Below are 20,135 nucleotides of genomic sequence, written 5' to 3' on the forward strand. Positions count from 1 at the left end.
TCTAGTTCCATACTCTTGTAACAGTATATACATCACCTAACTGTTTAATCTTTTCAACTACACGGTAAACATCATTTACATTTTTAACCATGACACTAATATTAATAACTGCATTTTTATCAATATCGGAACGGCCAGAAACCTTTATTAAACTACCTGCAGTTGAATTGACTGCTTGTAACACTTCATTTAATAGACCATTACGATCATATGCAGTAACTTCAAGATCAACTTGATAACGTTGGGTCGAATCTTTTGATTTAACCCATTCAACCGAAATTAATCTTTCTGTTTCATTTTTTATATTAGGACAATCTGTTCTATGCACTTTAATACCGTGACCTTTGGTGATATAACCTACAATATCATCACCTGGTATAGGATTACAACATTTTGATAGTTTAATTAGAACATTTTCTAGTCCTTCAACATAAACACCACTATCAGTGATAATATCTTCTTTTATTGGTACAGATTTAGTTACCTCTTGTGCTTCGTTTAGTGCTTTTTGTTTATCTAATATTCTTTGACGTTCAGTCAATTTATTAACAATTTGAACTGCAGTTACACCACCAAAACCAACTGCAGCATACAAGTCATCTTCATTTGCAAAATGATATTTTTCATTTACTACTTCTATATTTTTTTCAGTAAGAATATCATCAACTCTAGATCCTTGTTCTTTAATTTCCGCTTCAACCATGAATTTGCCCTTTTCAATATTTGAAGAACGGTCTTGCTTTTTAAAGAAACTTTTAATTTTACTCTTAGCGCTTGATGATTTAACAATTTTTAGCCAGTCTCTACTTGGTCCATAAGAATGTTTACTGGTTCTAATTTCAATGATATCACCAGTTTGAAGAATATAATCAATTGGTACGATTTTTCCATTTACTTTAGCACCAATCATTTTATTTCCTACTTCACTATGAATCGCATATGCAAAATCAATTGGTACCGCACCATATGGCAATTCTATAACATCACTTGCAGGTGTAAATGCATAGACTTTATCACTTTGTAAATCGTATTTTAAAGATTCCATAAATTCTTGTGCGTCAGATGACGTATGGTCTGTTTCAGCTAAGTCTTTTAACCAATTTAATTTATTTTGGAAATCCTGTGTTTTCTCATTTACAGTTTTACCTTCTTTGTATGCCCAATGTGCTGCTACACCATGTTCAGCAATTTCATGCATTTCGTAAGTACGAATTTGTATTTCTAGCGGATCGCCATTAGGACCAACTACAGTTGTATGTAATGATTGGTACATATTTTGTTTAGGCATTGCTATATAATCTTTAAAACGTCCTGGCATAGGTTTCCATAACGTATGTACAAGACCTAAAATTGCATAACAATCATTAATAGTATTAACAATGATTCGTACAGCAAGTAAATCAAATATTTGATCGAATTGCTTTTTCTGTTTCATCATTTTTCTATAAATACTATATATATGCTTTGGTCGACCGTTGATTTCACCAACAATACTCATTTTATCCATTTCACCTTGAATTTGACCAATAGCATTTTCAATATATGCTTCACGTTCACTACGTTTTTTCTTCATTAAATTAACGATGCGGAAATATTGCACGCTATCAATGTATCTTAAGGCAGTATCTTCTAATTCCCATTTAATTGTATTAATACCTAGTCTATGAGCTAATGGGGCATAAATTTCTAGGGTTTCTTTAGAAATTCTAATTTGTTTTTCTCTAGGCATTGCTTTAAGCGTTCTCATATTATGTAATCTATCTGCTAATTTAACTAGAATAACACGCACATCTTTGGCAATGGCTATAAACAATTTACGGTGATTTTCTGCTTGTTGTTCTTCCTTAGAACGATATTTTACTTTTTTTAATTTTGTAACACCGTCTACAATTCTTGCAACTTCTTCATTAAACATATTTTTGACGTCATCAAATGTATACGGCGTATCTTCAATGACATCATGTAAGAAACCTGCAACTATCGTGGGTCCGTCTAATCTCATTTCAGTAAGAATTCCCGCTACTTGTATAGGATGCATGATATATGGCAGGCCATTTTTTCTGAATTGCCCTTGATGTGCTTCATAAGCAATATGATAACTTTTTAAAACATATTGATATTCACTTTCACTTAAATAGGACTTTGCCTTGTAAAGCACTTCGTCAGCACTATAAGGATACTCGTTATTCAATATAGACACCCCACTTATTGATTATATTTCTATCTCTGAACTTTATTATCGATTGTTATGTATTATGCCCTAAAATTAAAAATGATGATAAGAATTTATGCAAATTAATTTTTAACTAACTCATTTAGTAAAGACTTATCTAAAAAACATTAAAATGACTTTATATAATAAATAATCATTAAATGTGACTAATGACTCAAATTTAAAAAGAAAACAAAATAGCCATGTGACTCAACAATTTTGAATTGCTTTTATTTTATCAAAATTTATAGGTACTGATAAGCTATCTATCATGAATTAAAATATAATATTAGCTATATGATACTACAATTTTTTGAATAAATAAATGAATCTCAATTATATTGTAAAGCAATCCTACATTAATTTTATCTTCACTTTTTATATAAACACATTTGACTGATCTATTAATTCCATAAATGCAAAAAACTAGTTCTCATATATCATATTATTAACGATAATATGTTAATAAGTGTGAGAACTAGCTTATATTCTTTAGTTTACAAGTTTTAAATTAATACTATTCATCGTAAGAAATTAAACTCATTACATCATAATCTTTAATTTTTTCAATACCGTTTAAATATTTTAATTCTATAATGAATGCAATGCCAACTACGATGCCGCCTAATTTTTCAACAAGTTTAATAGCAGCTTCGATAGTACCACCAGTGGCTAATAAATCGTCAGTGATTAATACTCTTTGTCCTGGTCTAATAGCATCTTTATGCATTGTTAAGACATTTGTTCCATATTCTAAGTTATACTCATATTTGATAACTTCTCGAGGTAACTTTCCTTCTTTACGAACTGGTGCAAATCCAATACCCATAGAATATGCTACAGGACAACCAATAATAAATCCGCGAGCCTCTGGTCCAACTACTACGTCCACGTCTTTTTCTCTTGCATACTCTACAATTTGGTCTGTGGCATAACCATAAGCTTTACCATTATCCATAATTGTTGTAATATCTTTAAAACTAACTCCCGGTTTCGGCCAATCTGGAACTTCAGATACATATTGTTTTAAATCCATTTTAAAATTTCCTCCTAATAATTATCTCCCAAATGTGATTTTATCCATTGATTTAAATGCGTAAAATCATCGTATAATAATAATTTTTCAACTTCTATTCTAGACAACCTACTTTGATACATCTGACTTGATTCTATGTCCTGTTTACTAGGTTGAGTCGCAATCGTTATTATACCATCATCTTCGTTAATAAATCCTAATTCTAAAAATACTTTTAACATAAATTTTAGTATATTTGCTTTAATATTGAGAAATTCGCATAACATCATACCTTCAGTTGCTAAATTCATTTCTTTTTTATTAATTAAAGCTTTATAACATTTTTTAAATAATTCTTTGCTAGGCATACCTTCAAAATAAATTGAAGCTTTATGTTGGAATACGATATAAACCTGAGAGATTTGTGTTTGTTGTAAAGTAAGTTTTAGCTCATCAAGCGTCATGGGTAAATCTCTTAATACCATTTTATCAAAATGATCAGGTACAGTTTCACCATAATAAAATTCATTTTCATTTAATTTTTGGGCTTTTGATTGAATCATAAAAGCAGTAGTTTCATCATTATTTAAGAAATCTGTATTTTTACTTTTACTTCGGTAGTCTAATATTTGCAATGTATCCATAGCAATATCTTGAACCATAAATTGAGGTGTTTGATTACCGTTCCACTCATTAATTTGAAGATTACCAATTAAATTTACAGGTTGACCTATTTCTAATTGAGATGCATATGCGCCATTTTGCCAAAACAATGAAACTAAATTTGATTCACCTAATGTCATTTTTAAGTGATTCTGTTCTTTTCCTATTGCTTTAAGAGATTTAATAGCAATATCTCTTATTTCAAATAACGGAGAAGTGAAATCCGTACCAAAAGGTCTTAATTTTTGAATATCTCTAATATTTTTAATTGTAATATCAGATTCATCTAGTAATACATCAACATTCTTACTTGGCTCTAGCGATGTTGTTTCACTTAAACGCGCCATCCAATCATTTAAGCCAGTGCGTAACTCATCTATATTATCAATGTCCATCGTCATTCCTGCAGCCATATGATGGCCACCAAACTTGCTAATTAAATCTTGGTGCGCACTTAATATTTCGAACATTGATACTTGTTCAATTGATCTTGCTGACCCTTTAGCATGATTTTGTTCATAATCAATATTTAATATTAACGTTGGCAAACTATATGTCTCTACAATTTTAGAAGCAACGATACCTAATACACCTTCGTGCCAATCTTCTTTAGCTAACAATAGAAATTGGTGACCTTGCTTAACATAGTCTTCTGCCATTGCAAGTGCTTCTTCTGTTATAGAAACGACAATATCTTTACGTTCTTGATTAAAATGCTCTACTTGTTCTGCCAAGAATTCCGCTTCTTCTGGACTATCTGACATCAATAGCTCAGCAGCTAAAGATGCATCTTCCAATCTTCCTACTGCGTTTAATCTTGGACCAATAATAAATCCTATTGTTTCTTCTGAAATTTCATCATTGAAACTTGCTTGATTCAATAACGCTTTTATTGCTATAGGACAACTTTCATTCATTACTCGCAACCCATTTTGAACAATCGAACGATTCTCATCTGTTAAAGATACTAAATCCGCAATTGTTCCAATCGCAGCGTACGCTTTAAAATAATTTGGTACATTATCTAACAATGTTTGTGCTAGTTTGTATGCTACTCCTGCACCACATAAATATTTAAATGGATAATCAAATTCTGGATGCATTGGGTGTACGATAGCATATGCTTCAGGTAAGGTACGACCTATTTCATGATGATCGGTCACAATCACATCTACACCTAAATCTTGTACCATTTTAATTTCATTATGACCTTGTATACCATTATCCACTGTAATAATTAGTGATACGCCTTCATCATAGGCATTTTGGAAGGCCATTTCATTAGGTCCATATCCTTCTGTAAAACGGTTTGGAATATACCATCCTACTTGAGCTCCTAACTTTTGAAGTGTATGTACTAATATTGTTGTAGAAGTAACGCCATCAGCATCATAATCTCCATACACAAGAATGCGTTCATTTTTATCGATGGCTTGATTAATTCGTTCAACTGTTTTGTCGATATCACTTAAAAGAGAGGTTTCATGATCTATTTCCACACCATTTAGTGTTTGTTGAATGCCTTCTTCGTCAACAATATGTTTACTTTCTAAAATTTTCTTAATAATAGGTGATAGTTTTAATCGTTTAACAATATCATCAGTTATATATTCAGTTGGGTTATTTAAATTCCAATTATATTTAGATTTAATCATAAGTAACCTTCCTCATTTCCAAATGTCATTATATCTAAAATTGAAGAAAATAAAAAGGTTGAGCCTTTGTTGGGAAAATCTATTGCAGATTATATCCAACATTTATGCTCAACCTTTAGTTAATTATACTACTATTTTTTCATCATTTGATTTTTTCTCTTTATAAACAACTAGTTTATGATTAGATGATTTTTTCAATTGACGTTTTTTCATAATTCCCCATAGAGGAACAGCAATGAATACAGATGAGAATACACCTGAAATTAATCCAATTAATAATGCTAATGAGAAATTAAATATTGTTGGTGCTCCTAATAAAAGGATTGCCACAACAACAACGACTACTGTTAATACGGTATTAATTGAACGTGTCATTGTTTGTCTAATTGATCTATTAACAATATCATCGATTTGTTCTGATGTAGTGATGACCTTAATTTTATGAAGGTTTTCACGTACACGGTCAAACGTAACAATTGTATCGTTAATTGAATAACCAACTATCGTTAAAATTGCTGCGATAAACGTTAAGTCAACTTCTAAACGTAATAAACTAAATACAGCAACTATGATAAATACGTCATGTAATAATGCTAAAACAGAAGATAATCCCATTCTCCATTCAAATCGCAGTGACACATAGATAATAATACCTAATGCAGCATAAACTAATGCAAGCATTGCATTTTTGGCTAATTCTTGTCCAATCAGTGGTGAAACTGTATTGATTTGTGGTGTATCACCAAATTCAGATTTCATCTTGTCACTTAACTGATTATCTTTTGCTTGAGATAAATCTTGTTTGAACTGAATTGTCGCATTTTTACTACCAGATCCATTAATTTGAATTTGGTCTGCTTCTAATCCAACATCTTTCACTACTTTTTCAACTTTGGATTGCGTTAATGGTTCTTTTGATTGTAAATCAACACGTGTACCTGCAGAGAAATCAATTCCTAAGTTCAATTTGAAAATGTACAGAATAACCAAACCTACAACAACGATTAAAATACTTAAACTAATGAGTGGTTTAGCTAATTTAACAAAATTCCATTTTTCAAATGAAGTTTTTAAATCATGCACATCTTTACCTTCACTAATATCATGTCTATCTTGTTTCTTAACACCGAATAACCAGAATTTTTTCTTAAATAGATTTGAATAAACAAGTAATGATAATAGTAATCTAGATAAGAATACTGCAGTTACGAAGATCATCAATATACCAAGTAACAGCATTGTCGCGAAACCTTTAACTGAGCTTTCACCGAAGAAGAATAATACTGCTGCGGCAATTACAGTTGTTAAGTTTGAATCGAAGATAGTTAAGAATGAACTTTTATTTGCTTTGGAATATGCTTGTTTAAGCGTCCTACCTATTCTCAACTCATCTTTAATCCGCTCGTACATGATGATATTAGCATCTACTGCCATTCCGACACCTAATACTAACGCTGCTAGACCAGGTAATGTAAGGACACCTGATATAAAGTTAAATGCTACTAGAGTTAGATAAATATATGTTGTTAATGCAATAATTGCCACTAAACCTGGTAATCTATAGAAACCTAACATAAATAGGTAAATTAGTGCTATCCCAACTACTGAAGCAAAGATTGTTTTATCTAAAGCGTCTTGACCAAATTCCGCACCTACTGAGTTAGAATAAATTTCTTTAAGATCAACTGGTAAAGAACCGGCATTTAATAGCTCTGAAATTTGCTTAGCTTTTTTAACGCCTTCTTGACCATGGAATCCACCAGAAATTTCTACACTGTCGGAATTAATTGGTTGATCAACATTTGCAGCTGATACGAATTTAGGATCTTTTTTGTTAGCTTCTTTTTTATAGCTATCGCCTTTTTTGAAGTCTAACCAAACAACCATCACATTATTTTGCTTTTTAGATATTTCTTCAGTTACTTTCTTAAATTTGTTTTTATCTTTGACTTTAAAAGTAACTGTTGGGTCATTTGTATTTTGTTTAAATTCTTGCTTAGCAGACCCTTGTTTAATATCTGCACCGCTTAATTTAACTTTATCATCTGCATCACGAATCGTTAAATTAGCTTGAGATGATAAAATCTTTCTTGCTTCTTTCTGATCTTTAACCCCTGCAAGTTGTACTCTTATCCTATTAGGATCTTCAACTTGGATTTTAGGTTCAGAAACACCTAATACGTTAACACGGTTTTCTAGGGTTTGCGCTGTTGATTGCAACGCATTTTTATCAATTTTATCACCCTTATGTAATGGATCAACTTGATAAAGTACCTCGAAGCCACCTTGTAAATCAAGGCCTAAGTTAACATTCTTAATTACATTCTTGTATGTAAGACCCATACCTGCGAACAGAAGGACTACCAGTAGTAAGAATGCAATCAGTCTACTACTTTTCTTCACATGAACACCTCATTATTTACTTATGATACTAGAATACTCGAAAAATCCTAATATTTGCAAGTCGGAATCAAAAGATTAACTTTTTACGACCTATTCATATTAACATACTACACTTTAGAGCGAAATTATTGGATACTTTCTTATTAGAAATTGATTTGTAAACCTAAAGAAAGTAAGCTATTTAGTTCACTATAAAATTCGCTTAATGAATTAAAATATATATAATTTTGGATAAAAATAAAAATACTGATACTACCTAAATTGATAGCACCAGTATTTATAATTAATAACAATTAAACTAACATTTTTTATTTTACTTTATGAAGGATCAACTTGTTTAATAGCTGGTTTTTCAAAAGTCATTTCAGTACCGTGTCCATTTACTGTTACGACTACTGTTGTTTCGTCAACTGCTTTAACTGTACCTTTAATTCCACCGATTGTAGTAATTCTTTGGCCAGCTTCAACACGACTGATCATTTCACGATGCTCTTTAGCACGTTTTTGTTGTGGTCTAATTAAGAAGAAATACATTAGAGCCAATAATAAGATCGGTAATATCAATGATGTAAATTGCATGTTACATTCTCCTCTTTAAAAGTTTTTAGGGTTATCTACATTTAATCCATACTGTTCGAAGAATTCTGCTTTAAAATCTAAAAGTCTATCTTCTCGAATGGCTTGTCTAATATCTTCCATTAATTTTAGCAGAAAATGTAAATTATGAATAGTAGTAAGACGTATACCAAAAGTTTCTTCTGCTTTGATTAAGTGTCTTATATATGCTCTAGAATAATTTTTACATGTATAACAATCACAATTTTCATCTAATGGTCTTAAATCATCTGCAAATTTAGCATTCTTAATAACTAAACGTCCATTTGAAGTCATACATGTACCATTTCTAGCTATACGAGTTGGTAGTACGCAGTCAAACATATCCATTCCACGAATACTACATTCAATCAATGCGTCTGGTGATCCCACACCCATTAAATATCTAGGTTTATCTTTAGGCATGAATTGTTCTGTATGTTCAACCATCTCGTACATAACTGGCTTAGGTTCTCCTACTGAAAGGCCACCAATTGCATATCCAGGAAAATCTAATTCGACAAGCTCTTTAGCGCTTTGTTCACGTAAATCCTTATATTCACCACCTTGGATAATTCCAAAAAGTGATTGTTCTTCAGGACGAGCATGTGCTTTTAAACATCTTTCTGCCCAACGTGTAGTTCTTTCAATAGAATTTTTTACATATTCATATTCAGAAGGCATAGGTGGACATTCATCAAACGCCATCATGATGTCTGAACCTAAATCATTTTGAATTTGCATTGATTTTTCAGGACTTAAAAATAATTTAGAACCATTTGTATGATGTCTAAATTCAACGCCTTCTTCTGAAATTTTACGTAAATTACTTAAACTAAAAACTTGGAATCCTCCAGAATCAGTTAAAATAGGACCATTCCAATTCATGAATTTATGGAGTCCCCCAGCGTGTTTGATGATATCATTTCCAGGTTGCAACCACAAATGATACGTATTTCCTAAAATAATCTGAGCCTCTATTTGACGCAATTCTTCTGGACTCATAGTTTTAACGGTAGCTTTAGTACCAACTGGCATAAACATAGGTGTTTCAAATGAGCCATGTGGCGTATGTACAATACCTAATCTTGCACCTGATTGTTTACAAGTTTTAATATGTTCATATGTTACTGCAGGCATAAAATATATCCTCACATTCTTTTATATAATTAACATTGCATCTCCAAAACTAAAGAATCTATATTCCATTTCTACTGCTTTTTTGTATGCATTCAAAATGTACTGTCTGCTACTAAACGCTGACACTAACATGACTAGCGTTGATTTTGGTAAATGGAAGTTAGTGATCAGACCATCTATAGCTTTGTATTCAAATCCAGGATAGATAAAGATATCTGTCCAACCACTTTTTTCTACAAATTCAGAGTGATCTCTACGTATTGTTTCTAGTGTTCTGGTTGAAGTCGTTCCAACAGAAATGATTCGATGACCTTTTGCTTTTGTCTCATTTAATAAATCTGCAGTTTGCTGTGTCATTTGATAATATTCACTATGCATTTCGTGATCATCGATATTATCTACACTAACTGGTCTAAATGTTCCAAGTCCAACATGCAAAGTGATAAATGCTATATTCACACCTTTTTCTTTGATAGCTTCTAATAAACTATCAGTAAAGTGTAACCCGGCAGTTGGCGCTGCAGCAGAACCGCTTTCTTTAGCATAAACAGTTTGATATCTGTTTGGATCATCTAAGCGTTCCTTAATATAAGGTGGTAAAGGCATCTCACCAAGTTCATCCAATCGTTCTTGTAAAATGCCATCATAATGCAAGCGCATAATTCTGCCACCTTGTTCTAACTCTTCAATACACTCAGCTATAATTTTGCCTTCTCCAAAGTTAAGTTTATTTCCAACTTTAATACGCTTAGCTGGTTTTAATAGAACTTCCCAATCATTATCTTCAATTTGCGTTAACATAAGCATTTCAACTTTGGCACCAGTTTCTTCTTTCAAACCAAAAAGTCTGGCTGGCATTACTCTAGTATCGTTTAATACTAACGTATCTCCTGGTTCAAAATAATTGATTACATCTCTGAAGTGAAGATGTTCCATGTCACCGGTATTTCTATCTAAAACTAATAATCTACTTTGGTCTCTATTTTTTAAAGGTGTTTGCGCAATTAGAGATTCAGGTAAATCATAGTCGAAATCTTCAATATTCAACTTACTCCCTCATTTCATTATTATGACTAAAATGTTCATGCGCTAAAGGTGTTGCTTTTCTACCGCGTGGTGTACGTTCTAAAAATCCTTTTTGAATTAAGAAAGGTTCATATACATCTTCTATAGTAATACGTTCTTCTCCAATAGAGACAGCAATCGTATCTAAGCCCACTGGTCCACCTTTATATTGATTTAAAATACAGTTCATCATCTTATGATCAATATAATCTAAGCCATAATCATCTACTTGTAATAATTTTAATGCGCGTTTTGTAGTTTCAATATATATTTGATCATCTTCATTAACTTGTTGGAAATCTCTTACTCTTTTTAATAAACGGTTTGCTACACGAGGTGTACCTCTAGAACGCTTAGCTAATTCAATGGCACTTTCATTATCAATGTCTGTTCCTAGTACCTCAGCTGTTCTTATAATGATTTCCTTCAAATCTGCTTCATTATAGTATTCTAATCTTAAATGTACTCCAAATCGATCTCTTAGCGGACCTGTTAAACTACCTGCTCTTGTAGTCGCACCTACGAGTGTAAACGGCGGTAAATCGATACGTATACTACGTGCTTCATCACCTTTTCCTATAATAATATCTAGGAAAAAATCTTCCATGGCCGGATACAATACTTCTTCAACTACACTACTTAAACGATGTATTTCGTCTATAAAAAGTACATCTCCTGGTTGTAAACCAGAAAGAATAGCAGCCAGATCCCCTGGACGTTCTAAAGAAGGTCCAGAAACCGTTCTAATATTAACTTCCATTTCATTAGCAATAATATTAGATAACGTAGTTTTACCTAATCCTGGGGGACCATATAATAGAACATGATCTAAAGGTTCTTCTCTTAATTTAGCTGCTTTTATAAATACCTCTAAATTACTTTTGATAGAAGATTGACCAATATATTGTTTTAATTTCGTAGGTCGTAAAGATAATTCGAAGTCAGATTCTTCACTATGTACAGATTGATCGACCATTCTTTCATCCATATCATTTCCCCCTTTCATTTGTTAAATTAGGTAATTAAGAAACCAACGTTTGTAGACCGATTTTAACTGCTTCATCAACAGAATTGATATTAGATTGTTTTAAAACCTTTTCTACTTTAGATAATTCACGTTTTGAGTAACCTAATGCTTCTAAAGCCAACATTGCTTCCTTAATCATAGGTTCATTATCTGTAGAGTTAGAAGTAATGTTCAATAATGTTTCACTATTTTCTTCAGTGATTTGAACTTTACCTTTTAAATCTAACACGATTTGTCGAGCAGTTTTTTTACCAATGCCTGGAAACTTAGTTAAATACGTATCATTTTCGTTTTCAATTGCTTGTTTTACTTCATTAGGCGTACTAGTAGCAAGTATAGCTAATGCTGACTTAGGACCAATACCAGTCACCTTAATTAAACTTAAGAACATATCTTTCTCTTCTTCATTAATGAAACCATAAAGTAATTGAGCGTCTTCTCTAACAATTAATGACGTATATATTTGAACTTCATTATCTAAATATTTTTGAAAACGGTATGAATTAGGTGTCTGAATCTCATAACCTACTCCGTTTACATCAACAACAACATGTGTTGGGAACAACTGTGTTAACTGCCCTTTAATATACGCGTACATTTTAGCACTTCCTTATTTACATACTCATGCTTATCAATTCAACTTTGGAAACATGTTCGATTTCTCTTAATGCTTTTATTACATCATCAATCATAAGTTCAGATGAAGACGCATTTAATGATAGAGTAATCGTCGCTTTATCTTCCATAGGTACACTTTGGTGAATTGTAAGTACTGATAATTCTAATTGAGAAATTGTATTTAATACTTGAGCCAACATTCCAACAATATCATTAACATATAAAATTAATGTAAATTCTCGATGATCTAATAATTTTTCATCAACTGGAAATATAGTTTCTCTATACTTATAGAAAGCACTTCTTGATAAACCGTATTGTTTTACAGCATCATAGATGGACAACTCAGAATTATTTTTCAAAGCATCTTTAATTTTCAGCGTTTTAATTACTGATTCTGGTAAAACGTCTTCGCGAATAAGATAAAATTTCTTATATTCTTTATTGTCCATCTTTCGCACTCCTATTCTATAAATTCAAATTCTCCACCAAGAATTCTTACAATATCTCCATTACTACAACCTCTTGCTCTAAGTGCATCATCAATACCCATAGAACGCATTTGTCTAGCAAATCTACGTACGGCTGGATCACTATTAAAGTCTGTCATCTTGAATGTTCTTTCAATAGCATTGCCACTAACAACATAAGCACCATCATCATCTCTAGTAATAGTGAATGTATCTTGAGAAGGAGTATGTTTATATACAACTCTGTTAACACCGACATTGTCATCTTCTTCAACTGAGAAATCAATATCTTTCACTTTATCTAATTGATCAGCAATTGTATAAAGTAATTGATCGATGTTATTTCTAGAAACAGCTGAAAGTGGGATAATCGTGTGTTCAGTACCTACTTCTTCTTTAAATAACTCTAAATTATCTTCAGCATCTGGCATATCCATTTTATTAGCAACAATAATTTGTGGTCTATCTTCTAAACGTTGTTTATATGCAACTAATTCTTTGTTTATCACATGATAGTCCTCAACAGGATCTCTGCCTTCCGAACCACTCATATCAATCATATGAACGATAACTTTAGTTCGTTCAACATGACGTAAAAATTGATGACCTAATCCAACTCCGTCTGACGCACCTTCTATTAAACCAGGTAAATCTGCCATAACGAAACTTCTGTTATCTGGTGTTGATACAACACCTAAATTAGGTTTAATTGTTGTAAAATGATACGCGCCAATTTTAGGTTTAGCTTTAGATACAATTGATAGCAATGTTGATTTTCCTACACTAGGGAAACCGACTAGACCAACGTCTGCTAGTAACTTCAGTTCTAAAGTTACATCAATTTCTTCACCAGGTTCACCTTTTTCACTGAAGTCTGGTGCTGGGTTTCTAGGTGTAGCAAATCGCGAATTCCCACGACCACCACGACCACCTTTAGCTACAATTGCTCTTTGACCATCTTCTACAAGGTCTGCAAGTACTTCTTCAGTTTCTATGCTTTTAACAATAGTGCCAGGTGGTACTTTTAAAACCAAATCTTCAGCATTTCTACCGTGCATATTACTGCTTTGACCATTCTCACCTTTTTTTGCTTTAAAGTGTGTTTGATATCTAAAGTCTAATAAAGTTCTTAAACCTTCATCTACTTCAAATATTACTGAAGCACCTTTGCCCCCGTCTCCACCTGCTGGTCCACCAAATGGTACGTATTTTTCTCTTCTATATGCAGTAATACCATTACCGCCATCTCCTGCTTTAAGAGATATTTTGACCTGATCGACAAACATATATCTCACCTCTTTTACTTAAATTAGTTTTCATTATCTTTTTAATTATATCATTAAGTGTATTTGTAGAAAAATTTTAGTTCTACCAAAAATTGACTTTTTAAACAAAATAAAACACCAGAAGTCTTCACTTCTGGTGTTATCTAGACAAAATTATTCAGCTACTGTATATACAGAAACTTGTTTTTTGTCGCGACCTTTGCGTTCAAATTTAACAACGCCGTCGATTTTAGCGAATAATGTATCATCGCCACCACGACCTACATTTTCACCAGGGTAAATTTTAGTACCACGTTGGCGATAAAGAATTGAACCACCTGTAACGTATTGACCGTCAGCACGTTTAGCACCTAAACGTTTTGATTCAGAGTCACGTCCGTTTTTTGTAGAACTTACCCCTTTTTTAGATGCGAAGAACTGTAAGTTTAATTTTAACATCGGGATACACCTCACTTATAATTTAATCTGATATTTTCATTATATTCTTCTTCAATTGTTTGTAAAGATACAAGCATTGCTTTAAGAATTAATTGTGCTTCATCGTTATCTGTATCAACACTTCTTATATGAAAATGACCACCATCATCGTCATAATCGATATCTGGCTTTTCAGTAGTCAATCCCATAATAGCATTAACACTACCAAATAATACTGCTGAAGCTCCAGCACAGACGATGTCATGACCATATTCACCATGATCAGCATGGCCATCCATAACGACATCTGTTACTTTGCCTTCATCATTAACTGTAATATCAACAGTAATCATAATTACGCGTTAATTTTATCGATAGTTAATTTAGTATATGGTTGACGATGGCCTTTTTTACGTTTAGAGTCTTTACGACGTTTGTAAGTGAATACAGTGATTTTTTTACCGCGACCGTTTTTATTAACAGTAGCTGTAACAGTAGCACCTTCAACAGTTGGCGCACCAACTTTAACTAAATCTCCACCTACAAATAATACTTTATCAAATGTGAAAGAATCACCTTCGTTTACGTCTAATTTTTCAACGTAAATTTCTTGTCCTTCTTCTACTTTGATTTGTTTTCCACCTGTTTCAATAATAGCAAACATACTTTGCACCTCCTATATTATAAGTCACGCCATATATAGGTGACATTGTCATTAAGTAAAGCGTTCGCACTCTTCGTTGTTTCATTCGTGATTCGAATCATTTATCTAAATAAACTCATCTCTCACTTATTTCAACGCCTCGATTGTCAATCGCTTTCTTTCTAATGACTTTTAACTTGAGTAAAGCGTTCACTTCACTTCAAATCAATTTGTACTTAAACCTATATTTGAGCGGTTGTATGTAGCTTGAAACTACTCAACTACTGCATCTTACCATTAGTTATATTCTACTGTCAATCTTGTTTTGAATTTTTCTCATAAACTTTAACATAATAGGATACAAAATAATTAACAATATTAAATTAAGAATGAATGTTGGTAGTAATCTTAATAATAAGAACTCCAATAGGTTAAATTGGATAAACCCTATTACACCATAAATAATGGCAACATAAATTTCTAAAAATATAGTACTTAATAGAATTACAATGAACAACATCACTGTGTCTCTGTAAAATATTTTAAAGAGTCTATCCATAATTACTACTGCTAAAATGTAACCAAACATATACAATCCGTAAATGCTTCCTAAATACAAGTCAGTAATAAGGCCGAAGAATATCGCAAGTATAACAGCTACACCAAAACCTCGGTATATCGTTAAAATTAATAAATACATTAAAGTTAAGTGTGGCACAAATATCACGTCAATTTTACCGAAATGTATTGGGATTACTATTCCTATCACTGTATCTATATAGAATAAAATAATCCCAATTAAGAAATAATAAATTCCCCGCATTAGTTATCCCCGCTTTCGTCATCGGGAATTGTTGAAGCATCACGTTTTGCAACATATACATGATTTAAATCAGATAAATCTGCACCTGTTTTCACTCTTACTTCTTTTGCTAAACCATATTGGTCATTTTCAACACTTGTAACTTCTCCTATGTATAAACTGCTTGGAAGTTGATCGGCTAAACCACTAGTGACTACTTTATCTCCCTTAGAGATACTATCTTTATTATTGATATCACTAATAACTAGCTCTTCGTTTTTTGCATCATAGTGATCGATTAATCCAAATACATTTTTAGATTTATGTTGAATATTCACAGATAGTTTACCAGCACGTGTATTTGTTGATATTAAATCTACTTGTGAAGAAAATTGGTTAACTTTAGTTGTTCTACCAACAAGTCCTTCTGAAGTCATAACTGCCATGTTATTTTTAATTCCAGCTTTTGATCCTTTATCAATTACAATCGTATTCATCCATTGATCCGGATTTCTAGAAATAACTGTTGTAGATATCGGATCATATTTAGATATATCTTTCATATCTAGTTCTTTTTTAAACTTCTTATTTTCAGCCTCTAATTGTTGATTTTTGGCTTCTAATTGTTTAATTTTATTCTTCGTTTCCTTTGATTCACCCTGATTAAAAAAATTACCAATAGCTCCAGTAACAAAATTCACAGGATAACTTATCAGTCGTTGCCCGAAAGATACAGAATCCCCTACATATTGCTCGGGAGGTGATTGAGATTGAGAGCGAATAGACAAACCAATTAATGCAATAAAAACAATTATTGCACATAAAACAACAATGAGTTTGTTATTTTTGAAAAATTTAAGCACCCATAACACCTCTTATAATACTTTAAAAATTTATTCTTCTTTACTATTCTATATTACTGCTGAAATGAAATAAAGCACTAACTCTCATTAAAAAGTAATTTTATTAATGCGTAAGATTAAAAAAATAAAATAAATCTCTCAAGATGCGTTTTGCTCTAGCTTTAGTCTTTTTAATGTTTGTTAACATTGATTAGTTTGTATATAAAACGGTATGTAACTCATTTTTCTTCTATACATAATATTTCAAGCCAATTATTAGTTAAAAATAATAAAAAAGCTACTAACTTAATTAAAGTCAGCAGCTTAAAAGCAAATTATTTCTAATTAATTACTCATTATTTTTTTGTTGTTTTGCTTGTTTTTCTTGTTCTTTACGTTCTTTTTTCTCATCTTCACTATATAATGTTTCTTCTTTTCTCCAACGAGCAAATAGATTTTGAGCTTTAGTTTGTTCGTTGGCACGTTGTTCTTTAGATTTTTCGACCATTGTCCACACCAACCTTTTTATTACTCTATATATAAAGGCTAACTCATTTGGAGCATGATTTCAAACATACACTACAATTAATGTTAATAAGCTTGATTATTTTTCAATTCAATATTTTGACCTAATTCATGTAAATCTTGTTGCATTTCAAATTCATTATTATAAACTCTGATAGAATCAGATCCAAATTTATATATAATAAATTCGTCTCCTCTTTGGCCTGCTAAATATTCATCATTGTAGCCCATTCTACCTATACCTGATACTGACATAAATTCTTTTTTATCTATCATATTAAATACATTCTTTATTTGACTTGTCGGTACGTTTTTAATAATATCATTATCTTCGAGTGAATAACGCTTACCATGTTGTGGTTGTTTAGAATTATTAACAGGGTTATCCATATTTCTTTCTGTTTGATTTGGAGGATTACTTATAGGGTTCCATTCTTGATCTCTTAAAAATGGCGCATACTTTAATGCGATATAAATAATGATTAAAATGGCAATGACTGCTATAATGTTTTTTATTATGCTAAATATGAATCTCATTATATATCCTCCCTTTCCATTTAAACTATTATATATAATCACAACGTAAAAATATATAGGGCTAGGGTTGTATCATAGATATATCTATAGACTGATGTCTTATTTATTAAAATTTATTATGATATAAATATGAGTTTCATGCTGTTAGGAGGTTTCCTTTATGAGTTTATTATCAATCATACTGATTGTATTACTTGTTATCTTACTCTTTAGAGTAGGTGTATCAATATTAAGATTTTTAATATCAGCTGGTATTATCATTTTATGTTTGTATCTTGTTTATCAAGGTATTGTATGGCTTATGGATAATTATGATAATTTAATCGCTTATATTCAATAATATAAAAGCTATGAAAATGAACAGTTTTATTGTGATGTTCAATCTTCATAGCTTATTTTTTTAAGTTATTTTTTAAACGTATTTGATAAAAAATTAAAGAAAATATAACTTAATGCAAGTAATACTCCCCAAATTACACCAACTATAATAGATCCAATAATGACAAGTAAAATGGAATTGTGTGATTTCGTTACCATTGTTCCGATAGTTGTTGTAATTACTATTCCGACTACAGAATAACCAATTGTGTGTAAAAATAATTTCAAATTCATAGCTTGGTTTTTAGCATTTAATCGCATAATAAATATAATTGGAATCAATACACCAATTATAAGAAATATAGTCATTTAAATGACCTCCTGGCTTATCTTTTCTCTTATTATACTATTCATTAAAAATTAATTCTAGAAACAGTTTATTCTTCTTCAAAATACCCTAACTCTACTAAACTTGTGAACTGGTTATCACCAATAATAATATGGTCTAATAAATGTATTCCTAAAATCACACCACATTCCCTTAATCTAAACGTAGTATTAATATCTTCTTCTGAAGGTGTCACATCACCTGACGGATGATTATGAACAACTATCATAGCATTGCACGATTCTTTAATTGCAACATTAAATATTTCTCTAGGATGTATGATAGAACTGTTCAAAGTTCCTATAAAAACACATTTTTGCTTAATAACCACGTTTTTTGAATTTAACAATAAAACATAAAAATGTTCCTGTTCTAAATCCTTTAATTTAGACATCATTAAATCTGCTACATCACTTGGACAAGTTATTTTTACGGATTCATGATGAGATAAACGATTCATTCTTTCACCTAATTCAAATGCTGCTTTCAAAGTAATCGCTTTATAATAACCTATCCCCTTCACTTTAATTAAGTCTTTAATAGAAAGTTTTTTTAAATCTTTAAATGACGATGTATGACTTAATAATTCATTTGCTATATCAATACTTGAAAATCCTTTTCTACCAGTATTAATTAATATAGCTAACAATTCAGAATTTGATAGAGTGTCAGTACCATAAGTAAGTAAACGTTCTCTAGGTTTCTCTGATGTTGCCATTTCTTTGATTTTCATATAAATATTCCTCCTAAAAAATCATTCAATAGTGGAAAGTAACTAGATACAAAAATAAATGATAAAAATATAAATGGAATAAGCGGAATGCGAGTGATATTGGGATTCAAGAAGATTTTAATGAAGATTGAAATGAATCCTCCAATTATGAAAGTGAAAAGTACAATGTAAAATATATATTCAATAGGTAAAAATAAAGAGAATATATTAAAGAGAAGAATGTCACCATATCCAATATATTGATGGATAATTAAATAGCAAATATGACTAATGATAAAAGTTAAAAAGAATGAATGTGGAAAAGTGTGATTTGTGAAGAACAATATAAGTAAGAACGTAATCAAAAAATGAATATTAATAGAGAAATAATCTATATCATTGAGAGACATAATTAATAAAAATAGATAGATTGTTAAATATATTTGGGGATTAGTATGGATTACATTGTAATAAATCAATGGTATGGGAAGCAGTGCTAGGATCTCACCAATTATATAATTATATTTCAAACGTTTATGGCAGCACCTTGAAGTACCTCTAAGTATGAGGAAACTAAAAATTGGAATTAAATCAATATATTTAATAGTTGTTTTGCAATAATCACATGTTGATCTTGATATTAAATATTGTAATTTTACTTTATCTATCGTCGAGAACTGATATAAAAAACTAAATAGTATCGAAGAGAAAAAAGCATAAACTAACATTAAGCACCCCTTTCAAATACATTATATCACAACAATAAAATAAGTAAATAATATTTAATTTTTATATAATTAATA

At 31.1% G+C, this 20,135-nt stretch carries 22 protein-coding genes; 1 reads left to right on the top strand and 21 read right to left on the bottom strand.

Translation table 11 applies throughout. From position 1 onward, the window contains the following. Nucleotide 1 precedes the first annotated feature (1 nt). The 18 genes from CD121_RS08555 to CD121_RS08635 all read right to left on the bottom strand — a co-directional run bounded on the left by CD121_RS08555 (nt 2) and on the right by CD121_RS08635 (nt 17,914). A complete protein-coding gene (locus tag CD121_RS08555) occupies nt 2-2,191 on the bottom strand; it encodes a RelA/SpoT family protein (RefSeq protein WP_126567935.1) in 2,190 nt (729 codons plus the stop codon). Between the two features lie 538 nt (nt 2,192-2,729). Continuing rightward, the gene (locus CD121_RS08560; RefSeq protein ID WP_029055702.1) at nt 2,730-3,248 is read right to left on the bottom strand and encodes an adenine phosphoribosyltransferase; all 519 of its coding nucleotides are present in this window, start codon (nt 3,246-3,248) and stop codon (nt 2,730-2,732) included. A gap of 14 nt (nt 3,249-3,262) precedes the next feature. Beyond that, a complete protein-coding gene (recJ, locus tag CD121_RS08565; protein WP_126567938.1) occupies nt 3,263-5,545 on the bottom strand; it encodes a single-stranded-DNA-specific exonuclease RecJ in 2,283 nt (760 codons plus the stop codon). 123 nt (nt 5,546-5,668) lie between these two features. Continuing rightward, nucleotides 5,669-7,948 (bottom strand): protein translocase subunit SecDF, encoded by a 2,280-nt coding sequence (gene secDF, locus CD121_RS08570; RefSeq protein ID WP_126567940.1) that lies wholly within the window; start codon nt 7,946-7,948, stop codon nt 5,669-5,671. A 318-nt stretch (nt 7,949-8,266) separates the two neighbouring features. Continuing rightward, nucleotides 8,267-8,527 carry a preprotein translocase subunit YajC gene (gene yajC, locus CD121_RS08575; protein ID WP_017637062.1) on the bottom strand — a complete coding sequence of 87 codons (261 nt, stop codon included), beginning with the start codon at nt 8,525-8,527 and terminating at the stop codon, nt 8,267-8,269. A 15-nt stretch (nt 8,528-8,542) separates the two neighbouring features. Then, the gene (gene tgt / locus CD121_RS08580) at nt 8,543-9,682 is read right to left on the bottom strand and encodes a tRNA guanosine(34) transglycosylase Tgt (RefSeq protein WP_017637061.1); all 1,140 of its coding nucleotides are present in this window, start codon (nt 9,680-9,682) and stop codon (nt 8,543-8,545) included. A 21-nt stretch (nt 9,683-9,703) separates the two neighbouring features. Next, nucleotides 9,704-10,729, bottom strand: coding sequence for a tRNA preQ1(34) S-adenosylmethionine ribosyltransferase-isomerase QueA (gene queA, locus CD121_RS08585; protein WP_017637060.1), 1,026 nt, complete (start codon nt 10,727-10,729; stop codon nt 9,704-9,706). Between the two features lies 1 nt (nt 10,730). Next, nucleotides 10,731-11,735: a Holliday junction branch migration DNA helicase RuvB gene (ruvB, locus tag CD121_RS08590; protein WP_017637059.1), complete on the bottom strand. Its 1,005-nt coding sequence runs from the start codon at nt 11,733-11,735 to the stop codon at nt 10,731-10,733. 34 nt (nt 11,736-11,769) lie between these two features. Further along, a complete protein-coding gene (ruvA, locus tag CD121_RS08595) occupies nt 11,770-12,372 on the bottom strand; it encodes a Holliday junction branch migration protein RuvA (protein WP_017637058.1) in 603 nt (200 codons plus the stop codon). Nucleotides 12,373-12,388: 16 nt separating this feature from the next. Next, a complete protein-coding gene (locus CD121_RS08600) occupies nt 12,389-12,844 on the bottom strand; it encodes an ACT domain-containing protein (RefSeq protein WP_017637057.1) in 456 nt (151 codons plus the stop codon). An 11-nt stretch (nt 12,845-12,855) separates the two neighbouring features. Next, nucleotides 12,856-14,148 (bottom strand): GTPase ObgE, encoded by a 1,293-nt coding sequence (obgE, locus tag CD121_RS08605; RefSeq protein ID WP_029055697.1) that lies wholly within the window; start codon nt 14,146-14,148, stop codon nt 12,856-12,858. A gap of 153 nt (nt 14,149-14,301) precedes the next feature. Then, nucleotides 14,302-14,586: a 50S ribosomal protein L27 gene (rpmA, locus tag CD121_RS08610; protein WP_017637055.1), complete on the bottom strand. Its 285-nt coding sequence runs from the start codon at nt 14,584-14,586 to the stop codon at nt 14,302-14,304. 11 nt (nt 14,587-14,597) lie between these two features. Further along, entirely contained in the window at nt 14,598-14,918 is a 321-nt protein-coding gene (locus CD121_RS08615) for a ribosomal-processing cysteine protease Prp (protein ID WP_029055696.1), read from the bottom strand. Between the two features lie 2 nt (nt 14,919-14,920). Further along, nucleotides 14,921-15,229: a 50S ribosomal protein L21 gene (gene rplU, locus CD121_RS08620; RefSeq protein ID WP_126567942.1), complete on the bottom strand. Its 309-nt coding sequence runs from the start codon at nt 15,227-15,229 to the stop codon at nt 14,921-14,923. Nucleotides 15,230-15,509: 280 nt separating this feature from the next. Next, nucleotides 15,510-16,031, bottom strand: coding sequence for a rod shape-determining protein MreD (gene mreD / locus CD121_RS08625; protein ID WP_017637052.1), 522 nt, complete (start codon nt 16,029-16,031; stop codon nt 15,510-15,512). Continuing rightward, complete coding sequence (mreC, locus tag CD121_RS08630) at nt 16,031-16,873, bottom strand: rod shape-determining protein MreC (RefSeq protein ID WP_029055695.1); 843 nt, start codon at nt 16,871-16,873, stop codon at nt 16,031-16,033. Before mreC ends, mreD begins: the two co-directional genes overlap by 1 nt. 328 nt (nt 16,874-17,201) lie before the next feature. After that, on the bottom strand, nt 17,202-17,360 hold the full coding sequence (locus CD121_RS12280; protein ID WP_017637050.1) for a hypothetical protein: 159 nt from the start codon (nt 17,358-17,360) through the stop codon (nt 17,202-17,204). An 83-nt stretch (nt 17,361-17,443) separates the two neighbouring features. After that, complete coding sequence (locus CD121_RS08635) at nt 17,444-17,914, bottom strand: DUF4930 family protein (RefSeq protein ID WP_017637049.1); 471 nt, start codon at nt 17,912-17,914, stop codon at nt 17,444-17,446. Nucleotides 17,915-18,074: 160 nt separating this feature from the next. On the opposite strand from CD121_RS08635, the gene CD121_RS08640 reads away from it, so the two are divergent. Beyond that, complete coding sequence (locus CD121_RS08640; RefSeq protein ID WP_029055694.1) at nt 18,075-18,254, top strand: hypothetical protein; 180 nt, start codon at nt 18,075-18,077, stop codon at nt 18,252-18,254. Between the two features lie 65 nt (nt 18,255-18,319). On the opposite strand, the gene CD121_RS08645 is transcribed toward CD121_RS08640, so the two are convergent. The 3 genes from CD121_RS08645 to CD121_RS08655 form a co-directional block, all read right to left on the bottom strand. Further along, complete coding sequence (locus CD121_RS08645; protein WP_070453924.1) at nt 18,320-18,601, bottom strand: hypothetical protein; 282 nt, start codon at nt 18,599-18,601, stop codon at nt 18,320-18,322. A 68-nt stretch (nt 18,602-18,669) separates the two neighbouring features. Then, nucleotides 18,670-19,353 carry a RadC family protein gene (gene radC, locus CD121_RS08650; RefSeq protein WP_126567943.1) on the bottom strand — a complete coding sequence of 228 codons (684 nt, stop codon included), beginning with the start codon at nt 19,351-19,353 and terminating at the stop codon, nt 18,670-18,672. Further along, a complete protein-coding gene (locus tag CD121_RS08655) occupies nt 19,350-20,060 on the bottom strand; it encodes a prepilin peptidase (protein ID WP_083279991.1) in 711 nt (236 codons plus the stop codon). The genes radC and CD121_RS08655 overlap by 4 nt, the downstream gene beginning before the upstream one ends. Between the last annotated feature and the right edge of the window lie 75 nt (nt 20,061-20,135).

Source organism: Staphylococcus pasteuri (assembly GCF_003970495.1).
GTDB classification, from domain to species: Bacteria; Bacillota; Bacilli; order Staphylococcales; family Staphylococcaceae; genus Staphylococcus; species Staphylococcus pasteuri.